Below are 10,335 nucleotides of genomic sequence, written 5' to 3' on the forward strand. Positions count from 1 at the left end.
TCGGCTACCGGCTTCGGTTAAACAAACGCAGCAGGGAGGGCATTGATGAAATTGCATCGTTTCGGTTTATTGGTCTGGTTGCTGAGCAGTTCAGTGTGGCGGGGCAAATCTACAAATATGGTATGAATGCAGGATTGCCGGTTCGCCATGACGGCAAACTGGCGATTAACCTGCATTGTGATGAATTTAATGAGCTGATGGGCGATGAATTTATTCCGCTGATTAATAAAGGCGGCGGTGCGGGCATGCAGGTGACAGCCTATACCCAGACTTCCTCCGATATCGAAGCCCGTATCGGCAGCCCGGCTAAAACCGCACAGGTGATTGGTAACTTCAATACCCTGATTATGCTGCGGGTGCGGGATAACCGGACGGCAGAGCTGCTCACCAGCCAGTTGCCCGAAGTGGAAATCTACAGCAAGACGCTGGTTTCAGGGCACTCTGATATTGCCGATGTTGAACAGGGTCAGGATTTTACCTCGTCGACGCAGGATCGGGTAGGTACGGTCAAAACGCCGCTGGTCACCCCTGCCGAAATGATTAACCTGCCGAAAGGGCAGGCGTTCGCCTTACTGGAAGGCGGGCAACTGTGGAAAATTCGCATGCCACTGCCAACCGGCGATGACGACGATGCCCTGATGCCGGCGAGCTTGCAGAACATCGCCGAACAGATGCGACGGCATTACCGTACCCGTGAAGCTTGGTGGGAAGAGAAAGGGTAATTTCAGGTCATGGCACAGTCAGAAAACCAATCCCGTCCATCTTCCCAACCGCCCCGCCAGCATGGCCTGCTGTATCGTGTGTTATGGGCATGGCCGTGGCAACTCATTGGGTTTATTGTGATGTCCTGGCTATTCAGTCTGTTGCTGGAATATCTCGGTATGACTTTTTTCTGGCCAGAACAAGGTGCCTCTCATAGCCAGACGGTGATGAAAACCGAGCTGCAATTTTTATCCACGGAATTGACCCAGAGCCTGTTGTTGTCAAATCCCGCACAAACGGTCTCTGACTGGCTGACGCAGGCATATCAATGGATTTTTGTCGACAGTGGTTTTATGCACTGGATACAGGGACAACGGCAGTATCAGCTCAATAGCCGCAATGATTTTCTGCGTGAATTCAATGCGGTATTGCATGGCATATCGGAGCATTTGCGGGAATATTGTCTGGCGACGGTGTTTATCACCATGGTGACGTTAATCCGGTTAGCGATTCTGGTGTTATCCATCCCTTTGTTTGTGATGGTGATCTTAGTCGCTCTGGTTGACGGGCTGGGACGGCGGGATTTACGCCGTTATGGCGCAGGCTATGAATCCAGTTTTGTTTATCACCATGCCAAACGGGGCATTAAACCGGCCTGCACCATTCCCTGTGTGCTGTATTTATCCTGGCCGGATGTGGTGTATCCCACGGTGATATTGCTGCCTGCGGCACTCTTGCTGGGTATGACGGTGATGATCACGACTGCGATGTTTAAAAAGTATATATGAATGCCTCCCTCCCGTTTGCCAAACATTGTACTTTGATGACAGCAGGGCGATTGCAGCTATATACCCGTACATGGACTCCCGTGTATGGGTAAGAGAAATGTCTCTGGTTGAGGTCATGACTGAGCCTGTACATTCGGCTTATTAAACATTCATGCGTTAGCACTGGTGTTGCTCCTTCAGAGTAGTATCCAATAATAATAAAAATATATTTATTATTCTCTCGTTCTGAATGGTTTTCATGAATGCTGGTTGAACTTAAATTAGTGCTCGTAAGTTATTTAGTTAATTATTTTTATGAATTTTATTTTCCTTATAATGTTAAATGAATTAATTTAAAATTATTTAATTTATGGTAAAATTTTAGCCATTCGTTAATGGCTAAAAAAATTTGATAACATGTATTTTATGAATGCCGTATACCGGCGGTTTAATTATTATTGGGTATGATATATTTCATTATGTAATGAAAGAGAAATAATATCCTTTAGATAAAATATAACGTCAATAAATCGTATGTTTAATATTTTCTCATGGGGTTTTTTATGAAATTACCCTCAGAGGTAAAAGAGTCTGGTAATTAGGGTTATAAGACTAATAGGAGTATTCTGACAAGAATTTACAGTTTATGATTTTAATTCCTAATCTCAGTCTATATGCATCGTAATTCGTTTGCAAGAACAGAGGTTATGATAATCACCACTCAGAACTCATCATTCTCGATGACTTTATCACTATGCGAGTCTTGATAATGAAAAGATGGTATTGCTAACCCAATAAAATGAAATCGTAAATTTCTGCGCGAATGCTCCCGCTGGTTCATTATTAATTGCATCCAGAATATGATTGTGAGCGAACGTCAATTAAATTCGGATAATCAGTGCTACATATTAATTAACCTGTGATGAGATTAAAGGAAAGATAATGGCTTATATAGTCGTTGTGGGGGATCGTTTTACTGAATTCAGTGAAAATAATAATGTACTTACGTTTTCTCAGGTGTTGAAATTTCTCTCCGCTGCCCAATGTGAAGATGATTATCAGGTTATCTTTGGTCAGGGGCTTTCTAAAGAAAATATTGAGGAATTTAAAAATTTGTTACGTCATGGCGATACTGATAAAACGTTGCTACTTAATAAAATTCATCTGCTGCGGGAAACAACCCGGAATACACATAAACACAAAGTGGAAAATGTTCTTATTTCCGAAACTATTAAAACCGGGGTGGTTTCATATCAATGTCATTTGTTGATTGATGACGGCTGTGCGGAAATGGCCGACCACGTAACCGGGCAGCATATCCAGGGCATGGTTTTACTTGAAGCATGTCGGCAAATGGTTAATTCCGTCTCTGAGCGGTTTCTTATCAAAACGGGTAGTGAAAAATCGTTTGTTCTACATGCGATGAACTCTGAATTTAAAGAATATCTCTTTCCGGTTGCATCGAGCATGGAAATGACTATCAGGCATTTTCGCCGGGGATTAAGAGGGGATTTTACCGCTGAATGTATTATCACAATAATGCAAAACAACACCGTGTGTCTGTGCGTTGGCATTAAATTTAGCGCAATTGACAAAGGATACCTAAGTTTGATTGAACAACAGATGGCAGCAAAATTGCTCAGTCATCTGCATTGAATTAGTAAATTTGAGGAGTACAAAAATGAGAGAAAAACCGGGACTTATTTGGTATCTGGTATTGGTTGCGCTACTTGATTTTATCGGTTTGGGAATGGTGGTGGCGATATTTCCACATATGATGATTTCCGATGCCGCTTCACTATTCCCGGATGGCTGGGATCATCAAAAAAAGGTGATTATGTTAGGAATTTTCCTTGCAATCTATCCTCTTGGTCAGTTTTTTGGTGCCTCCATACTGGGCAAAATGTCGGACATTTATGGCCGCAGAAAAATGATGCTAATTACTGTGGCGGGTACTGCCGTAGCCTTTGCTGCCAGTGCCTGTGCGGTTGTTGAAGTGTCGGCGGGGTTACTGCTGTTTAGCCGTTTGCTGGCTGGGATGATGGCGGGTAACGTGGCGATTGCACAGGCAAGCATGGCGGATATCAGCGCGCCGGGCAATAAAACTAAAAATCTCACCATGATTCAGACCGCACTGGGCCTAGCCTGGGTAATAGGGCCGCCGACCGGAGGCTGGCTAACCAATTTCTCTCTGGGGCAATTGAGCGGATATATGACGCCGTTTGTTATTATGGCTGCCATCTTTACTCTGTTATTTATTTACACTTTGGTTGCGTACCCCGATACCCTGGAAAAGCATACCCCGGAAAAAATAAATGTCTTTTCCGGTCTGGTGCAAATCGCGAAAGCCTATAGCCATGCTGAATTGAGAATGGCATTTGCTATCTGGACGGTTTTTGTTGCTGGCTGGTGGCTGTTTGAGTCTTTCCTGCCCGCTTATCTGCTGGATATTTACAGTTTCAGTTCGTTTCAGATTGGTTCTTTCCTCGCGTCAATGGGAGCAACCTATGCATTATTCCAGTATCTAGTGGTAAGACACGTTGCCAAAGTCGCTAAACCTGAAAATATGGTGCGATATTCACTTGTGGTGTCATCACTTGCCGTAATGGCAATTTCAATGGTTAACAATGTTATTTACCTGCATATATTAATTACCATTTTCGTAACCTCCATGGGATTTGCATTGACCGGTCTGATAAGCAGCATTTCAAATCTTGCGCCGGAGAATGAGCAGGGCGAAATCATGGGTTCTATCAGTTCCATTCAGGCACTGGCCACGCTGATGGTCATGTTATTGGGTGGTTTCCTTGATACCACTAATATCCGGGTAACGGTGGTGGGCGGCGGATTATTACTGTTAATTAGCTGGCTACTTTTTATGGTGCGCCTGGGAGTCATTAATCGTGAAGCGATTCGCTAGGTATAAGGAGCCACAATGAAAAGCCATTATCAGGTATTAATTGTGGGTGCGGGTCCTGTCGGACTGCTGCTGGCGTGCAGTCTGAAGAAAAGTGGAATTGATGTGGTGGTGGTCGAAAAAAGCTCTTCTCGCTCAACGCACTCGAAAGCATTATCAATGAACGCCGCCTCACTGGCTTTATTACGTTCTCTTGGCGTAGCGGAGCGTTTTGAACGGTCAGGAAAAGAGATCAGTGATATTTCAATTTACTGGAATCAGCAGCGAATTTCACACGTCGACTATCGCCAGTTGAACAGTTGTTATCAGCACATTCTTGCCATTCCACAGCCAGAAACTGAGCGGTTGCTGGAAGAGTATTTTATTGAACTGGGTGGCGAAATCAGACGTTCTGTTACGTTAAGCGCGATTGATGTTGGCTCTGATGGTATTAATGCTAGCTTCCCCGATGGGATGACGCTGACCTGTGACTATCTGGTGGGTTGTGACGGTAGCCATAGCATAGTGCGCGACTTTGCCGGTATCACCTTCAGTGGTTTCGACTACGGTATTGATTTTTACCTGTTTGATGCTCAGGTCAGCTGGCAGGGCAAACGTGATGAAGTGCATTATTTTGTCGACGAGCAGGGCTTTATTATTGTTATCCCACTGGCGGACGGTAACCATCGCTTTGTACTTCGATGTCCCCGCGAGGATAAGTCGCTGCCATCGTTGGCTGAATATCAGTCAGTGCTGTCACGTTACATCCCGCAACCCGTTGTCATTGAGCGTGTGGTCTGGGAATCGAAATCTCAGTTTTACAATCGACTGGCCAGTCAGTATCGGGTGGGCAATATTTTTCTTGCCGGAGACTCTTGTCACCTCTTCAGTCCCATCGGAGGGCTGGGGATGAATACTGGTTTCCAGGATGCCTGGAATCTTGCGTGGAAGTTGACCGCGGTAATTCGCCAGAGACAGCCTGATGATCTGCTTGATACTTACGGTGAGGAGCGGCGCAGCGTGGCGGCGATGCTGCGTGACAGCACCGATACTAGCACCCGCCTTATTGCTCGTATCGACCGTGACAGCGAAAAAATTTGCTGCTGGTTGCCCCGTTTCAGCAACAGACAGCGTGCGAGAACGCTGCATCCACAATTGTTTTCAGGACTGGCACAACGCTACAGCGGGTCATCGTTGATTTATGAAGGAAGGAATCTGGCGGGAAAATATCTGCCAGATCTCACACTGATCCAGCAGGGAAACCGCGTTAGCAGCTACGACATCGTGGATGGTGAAAATTATCATCTTATTGTGGGTAGCGAAAATGATAAGCAGTCGCTGATGACCGTTCTGATTGATTGTCATCTGTCAGTATATTTTGTCGAAGTTAACGGCTCTGATAAAAAAATCGAATTTCAACCCGGAGAATATCTTCTGGTACGCCCTGACGGTTTTGTCGCTATTCACGAAAGCTTGGGAACTTTGGAAGTCGTTGCTCACTATATTGAAACAAATAACATAAGGAATATCCATGAAAGATAAAATACGCCATGTCATTATTCAGTCGGTTACAGAACTCAATGCCACCTTGCCCGAACCACTACCGATTGAAAATGGCAATGAGTGCTTTATTTATCGGCATGACTCTCATCTTGATTCAATTTCTCTGGTAATGCTGATTGCTGATTTGGAAAGTAAACTGGAAGATGATTTTGATGTTTCACTAACGCTGGCAAATGAAAAATCCATGTCGGCTAAAAACAGTCCATTTTCATCGGTAGGTCGACTGACCGATTACGTTGCTGATTTAATTGGAGAGCCACATAGTGCGTAAACCTGTTACCTTAATTACCGGAACCCGCAAAGGAATTGGCAAGTATCTGGCAGAGCACTATGTGGCTCAGGGACATATTGTCGTGGGATGCAGTCGTTCTGATGTAGACTGGCAGTTAGCCGATTATCATCATTTTCTGGCCGACGTGATAGATGAGCAAGCAGTAAAAGCATTATTTAAATATATCCGACAAGAGTTTGGCTTTTTGGATAATTTAATTAATAACGCCGGCATTGCCTCAATGAATCATCTGATGCTGACCCCGTTATCCACCGTAAACAACATATTTAATACCAATGTGGTGGGCACATTCCTGTTTTGCAGAGAAGCCGCGAAAATAATGGCGAAAAACAGGTACGGTCGCATTGTTAACTTTACTACTGTAGCGACACCGCTGAAGCTTGAAGGTGAAGCTATTTATGCTGCCTCTAAATCGGCGGTTTATTCCCTTACGGAGGTGCTGGCACGCGAGTTGGCGGAGTTTAATATCACCGTTAATGCCGTGGGTCCTACGCCGATTGATACCGATCTCATCCGCTCTGTGCCTCAGGATAAAATGGATCGTCTGATTGCCCGTCAGGCCATCATCCGTAAAGGCGTACTGCGGGATGTATCGAATGTTACTGATTTCTTCCTGCAGAAAGAGAGCGACTTTATTACGGGTCAGAACCTTTACCTGGGGGGGATCTGATGGACAGCGCCCTGTTATTTAAGCACCTTTACAACAACGGTGACCGGATTGCCTGCTGGTATCAGCAGAAGTCATACAGCTATAAATGGTTATTGTCGCGATGTGATGAATTGATCTGGACCTTTAGCACGGTTGGTGTGGTTGCCGGCACAATGGTTTCCCTTATCGCTGATTACCATCCGGACTCACTGGCTTCACTGCTTGCATTGATCAGGCTGAAAGCGATTGTTCAGCCTATGACTCGCCTCAGTGAAGAGGCCATCGCCAGAAACAGTGAAATTTGCAGTAGTGAATTCCAGTTGTGGATTGACGAAGACGGGTTCAAAAATATTGGGTCCACGGGGATGAAGAGTGAGCATGCGTTAATTGATAACTTGCGCCTTTCCGGTCAGGCGGGCCTGATTATCATGTCTTCCGGGACTTCGGGGCAAAGCAAAGCCATTGTGCATAACCTTGAGCAGTTGATTAGCGTTGTAAAGCCCTCTTTGCAGCCGAGGACGGTGCTTTCGTTTCTGCTGTTTGACCACATTGGCGGTATCAATACCATATTGAGTGCGTTTGCTAGCGGTAACTGCCTGGTCGTTCCTGAACTGCGAACGCCAGAGAGCATCAGTGAAGCTATCTCGCGTTATCAGGTTGATGTACTGATTACCTCACCGTCTTTCCTTAACCTGATGATCTTAAAAAATTGCTTTGAAAATCGTTCGCTACAAGTACTAAAACAGATTAATTATGGCAGCGAAGTGATGCCGGCTTCAATACTGAGTTATCTGGCGGAAAAATTACCGACAACCAGAATGATTCAGGCTTATGGACTTTCTGAGGCCGGTGTAATTAAAACTCGCAGCGATGATAACCAGTCAACGTTCATTCGTATCGTTGACGATGGTGTCCAGGTCAGAGTGAGAGAGAACAAGCTGGAAGTATTATCAAAAACCTCAATGCTGGGTTATATGAACGCACCATCACCCTTTACATCTGATGGGTGGTTAATAACTGGTGATGTGGTGGAGGTGCGCGACAATAGTTTTCGCATCGTTGGCAGAGATACAGAGGTGATTAACGTCGGCGGTGAAAAAGTTTACCCCGGCGAAGTGGAGAACATTATTCTTCAACTCACCAGGGTAGAAGATGTGGTGGTGAGTGCGGAGAAAAACGCCATATTGGGGAACATAGTCGTCGCAAGAATAAAAGCCAGTGTCGATACCGATTTTATTCAATTGCGCCGCGAAGTAATTTTATGGTGTAAGAAACATCTTCCCTTATTTAAAGTTCCGCAAAAAATTACTTTTGTTAATGAAGTTGATTATGGCCTGCGATTTAAAAAGAAACGTCAACCAATAGCCTGAGGTAAAAAATGAATAAGATACTACTGCTTGCCGACCTGTCTGAACTACTGGAAGTGGATATCACCTTACTGAATGATGACTATGTCCTTGACCCGGAGGGGCGCTGGGATTCTCTGGCGATTGTTTCGGTAATCGGTGCGATCAATCAGCACTATTCGGTATTGGTTAACGGAGAAGATCTTGGCCGTTGTCAGCGAGTGGGCGAAATATTTAACCTGGTATTTAATCAAAATATTGTGGATATGTAATGAACGTTACACTTCATGGTTTAAAAATAGAGGCGGTTGCCGCCTCTGTTCCGTCAACAAAGCTGACGCTGGAGCAACTGGCTCAACAATTTGGTGAAAAGGAAGTGGAGAGGATTGCGCTCAGCACCGGCATCAACCAGTTGGGTATTGCGCAAACCCCGTTACGGGCTTCAGACCTGTGCGTACATGCAGTGCACAAAATTTTTAATGAACAGACCGATCCCGACGAGATCGACGGTGTGATTTTTGTTTCGCAAACGCCGGATTATCTGATGCCCGCCACTTCTTGCGTGTTACAACAGAGACTGGGGCTGTGCCGGGATGTGATTGCTTTTGACATTAACTATGGTTGTTCCGGCTATATTTACGGCCTGTATCAGGCCGCGCTGTTGATAAGTTCGCATAGCTGCCGCAAGGTTCTGCTCTGTGTGGGTGACACAATGACCCGACATATCGCTGACGACGACCATAAGCTTCGTATGGTGCTGGGAGATGCCGGTAGTGCGACCATCATCGCTGCCGGTGATGATGACTGGGCCTTTGATATTCATACCGACGGCAGTGGTTATGACAAGCTCATCGTCCCACAGGGAGAGGATTTACGCCACGGTTATCTGCAGATGGACGGGGTGGCTGTGATGGAATTTGCGCTTAAAGTGGTACACAACACCGTGAATAAGGCGCTCGAAATGAAGGGATGGGATAAACAGCAGGTGGATCATTTCTTTCTACACCAGCCCAACCGCTTTATGCTGCAGTACCTCACTAAAAAACTGCGGGTCGCTGCTGAAAAGGTGCCGATTGCGGTGGAAAATTACGGTAACACCGGCCCGGCATCCATCCCTCTGACTCTCTGCCAGCATTTCAGTAGTAATAGTGAGCAGCAGCCGGGAAAGGCTATTATGTCGGGGTTTGGTGTCGGCTTATCCTGGGGGACAATAGGCCTCAGTCTGAAGAATGTCCGCGTGTTCCCTCCCTTAACCTGCACCAGCTGAAGGAGACGTTGCCATGTCGTACTGTGTATTTTTAGACGTGGATGAAACGCTAATTAACAGTAAAACCTTGTTAGCTACGTTCAGGCATCATTTGAACACAGTACTCGGTGTTTCGGTGGGTGAGGAACGTTTTGCTTATGTAATGGACACTCTGTCCGATGCTCAGGCGGCAGGTTTCAGCGATCGGGCAAGTTTAAATCAGCTTTACTACCGACATTTTGCCAATATTGACGTAGCCAGTTTGGCCACCACTTGTGAATCTTGGTTTAATTCTATCGGCATAAAATTGCTGAAAACTCGGGTATGTGACGAAATTGCCCGCCATCAGCAACGTAATGCCCAGATTGTGTTGGTGTCAGGTTCATATCACGCATGCCTGGATCCGTTGTCGCGCTATCTCAAAGCCGATGCCGTCCTTTGTACCGAACTGGTTAGTGCGCAGGGCGTGTATACGGGGGAACTGCAAGGCTGCCCGACCATCGGTGAGGGCAAGGCTCGGCGCATTGCAGATTATATCGTGCAGCATCGGTTTTCTTTGCGTGGCTCCTTTGCTTACGGCGACCATCAGAGCGATGTGCCCATGCTGGAAATGGCGGATGAAAAAGTGATTGTCGATAACTACGATCTCTACTCCGCCCTCAGAATTCGCTGGCCTGAACTGGAGTGGCTCGACAGCCAGCAAGCATCCTGAGCTCAGGATTTTACCCTTGTGAGTGGGTGCTGGACGTTGGAAGGCAAAACGGGTTTTTGTTTTGTATTCCAGCGTCAGCAGACAAGCCGCACTGCGGCGCGTCAGTCAGTCTTTCTTTCTTGTTAATGCTGATATTTTGATGGCGTATTCACCACCGGTGTC

General features: G+C 46.0%; 11 protein-coding genes. All 11 read left to right on the plus strand.

Annotated elements, in window-relative coordinates:
* On the plus strand, positions 1-722 hold a 722-nt coding region (locus tag Xedl_RS18165; protein ID WP_244149745.1), incomplete at its 5' end, for a TraM recognition domain-containing protein.
* Between the two features lie 9 nt (positions 723-731).
* The gene (locus tag Xedl_RS18170; protein ID WP_074025155.1) at positions 732-1,490 is read left to right on the plus strand and encodes a TIGR03747 family integrating conjugative element membrane protein; all 759 of its coding nucleotides are present in this window, start codon (positions 732-734) and stop codon (positions 1,488-1,490) included.
* A 921-nt stretch (positions 1,491-2,411) separates the two neighbouring features.
* Positions 2,412-3,125: an AfsA-related hotdog domain-containing protein gene (locus Xedl_RS18175; RefSeq protein ID WP_074025156.1), complete on the plus strand. Its 714-nt coding sequence runs from the start codon at positions 2,412-2,414 to the stop codon at positions 3,123-3,125.
* Between the two features lie 25 nt (positions 3,126-3,150).
* Entirely contained in the window at positions 3,151-4,389 is a 1,239-nt protein-coding gene (locus Xedl_RS18180; RefSeq protein WP_074025157.1) for an MFS transporter, read from the plus strand.
* 15 nt (positions 4,390-4,404) lie between these two features.
* On the plus strand, positions 4,405-5,907 hold the full coding sequence (locus Xedl_RS18185) for an FAD-dependent oxidoreductase (protein WP_074025158.1): 1,503 nt from the start codon (positions 4,405-4,407) through the stop codon (positions 5,905-5,907).
* Positions 5,897-6,199 carry a hypothetical protein gene (locus Xedl_RS18190; RefSeq protein ID WP_074025159.1) on the plus strand — a complete coding sequence of 101 codons (303 nt, stop codon included), beginning with the start codon at positions 5,897-5,899 and terminating at the stop codon, positions 6,197-6,199. Before Xedl_RS18185 ends, Xedl_RS18190 begins: the two co-directional genes overlap by 11 nt.
* Entirely contained in the window at positions 6,192-6,890 is a 699-nt protein-coding gene (locus Xedl_RS18195; protein WP_074025160.1) for an SDR family NAD(P)-dependent oxidoreductase, read from the plus strand. Before Xedl_RS18190 ends, Xedl_RS18195 begins: the two co-directional genes overlap by 8 nt.
* Positions 6,890-8,239 (plus strand): ANL family adenylate-forming protein, encoded by a 1,350-nt coding sequence (locus Xedl_RS18200; protein ID WP_074025161.1) that lies wholly within the window; start codon positions 6,890-6,892, stop codon positions 8,237-8,239. The genes Xedl_RS18195 and Xedl_RS18200 overlap by 1 nt, the downstream gene beginning before the upstream one ends.
* A gap of 8 nt (positions 8,240-8,247) precedes the next feature.
* The gene (locus Xedl_RS18205) at positions 8,248-8,487 is read left to right on the plus strand and encodes a phosphopantetheine-binding protein (RefSeq protein WP_074025162.1); all 240 of its coding nucleotides are present in this window, start codon (positions 8,248-8,250) and stop codon (positions 8,485-8,487) included.
* Positions 8,487-9,482 (plus strand): ketoacyl-ACP synthase III, encoded by a 996-nt coding sequence (locus tag Xedl_RS18210; protein WP_074025163.1) that lies wholly within the window; start codon positions 8,487-8,489, stop codon positions 9,480-9,482. The genes Xedl_RS18205 and Xedl_RS18210 overlap by 1 nt, the downstream gene beginning before the upstream one ends.
* Positions 9,483-9,495: 13 nt before the next feature.
* Positions 9,496-10,173: an HAD-IB family hydrolase gene (locus Xedl_RS18215; RefSeq protein ID WP_074025164.1), complete on the plus strand. Its 678-nt coding sequence runs from the start codon at positions 9,496-9,498 to the stop codon at positions 10,171-10,173.
* The last annotated feature ends 162 nt before the right edge of the window (positions 10,174-10,335 follow it).

Source organism: Xenorhabdus eapokensis (assembly GCF_001908105.1).